The following is an 829-nucleotide window of genomic DNA, read 5'->3' on the forward strand; positions in this document are numbered from 1 at the left end:
CAGGACCGCGGCGATCTCGGTCGTCGTCATGGTCGACCGCAGCCGTACGAGCACCTGGTGCTCACGCTCGGTGAGCTCGAGGTTGCCCCACCCGCCGCGCTGCGCTCGCCGGGGCGCGTCCCCGGCGACGAGGCTCGCGACGAGCGCCTCGTGGGTGCTACCCCACCGCAGGTGCTCGAGCAGCAGGTCGTGCAGGAGCGGCTCGAGCTCGACGAACGGTCGTCGGACGCCCGCGGGCTCGGCGACGTCGAGGGCGCGCTCGAGCATCCGGTGCGCGGCGTGCTCGTCGTCCTCGGCGAGCACGAGCGCGCGCTGCAGCACCGCGACCACGTCGACCGACGTCCGGCAGTGCGAGGTCGCGATCCGCCCGAGCACGTCGAGGCTCACGTGCTGCTCGGCGCCGGGGTCGTCGGCGGGCACCGCGTGCCGCGCTCCCCCGGTTCCGGTCGTCTGCAGCGCGTCCTCGACCCGGCGGCGCGCCCGCTCGAACGCCGCACGGTCGTCCTGCGCGTGGCAGACCAGCGCGAGCGTCGCCGCGGCGCGGACCGCGACCGCGAGCTGCGCGGGACCGGCGAGCGCGAGGGCGTCCTCCAGGTCGGCGCGCGCGTCACCGAGCCGGTCCTGCCAGTACGCGACGAGCCCGCGGACCAGGTGCGCGGGCGCGAGCGCACCCGTCCGCACCCCGTCGGCGGCGAGCAGGTCGACCGCGAGGGCGTCCGCGACCGCGAGCTCGCCCGCGTCGGCGAGCAGCAGCGCGCGCTCCGCACGGCACGCACTCGCGACCGTCGGGAGGGCCGCCGCGTCGGCCGCCGCCGCACCGTGCGCGAGG

The 829-nt window shown here is 77.8% G+C and carries 1 protein-coding gene; it reads right to left on the reverse strand.

Going from position 1 to position 829, the window contains the following annotated elements; genetic code table 11:
* Positions 1 to 829, reverse strand: an 829-nt coding sequence (locus CTKZ_RS21890; protein WP_200829882.1) for a hypothetical protein, incomplete at both ends; no start/stop codon positions are given.

The sequence above is a fragment of the Cellulomonas algicola genome, assembly GCF_003851725.1.
Classification (GTDB): domain Bacteria; phylum Actinomycetota; class Actinomycetes; order Actinomycetales; family Cellulomonadaceae; genus Cellulomonas; species Cellulomonas algicola.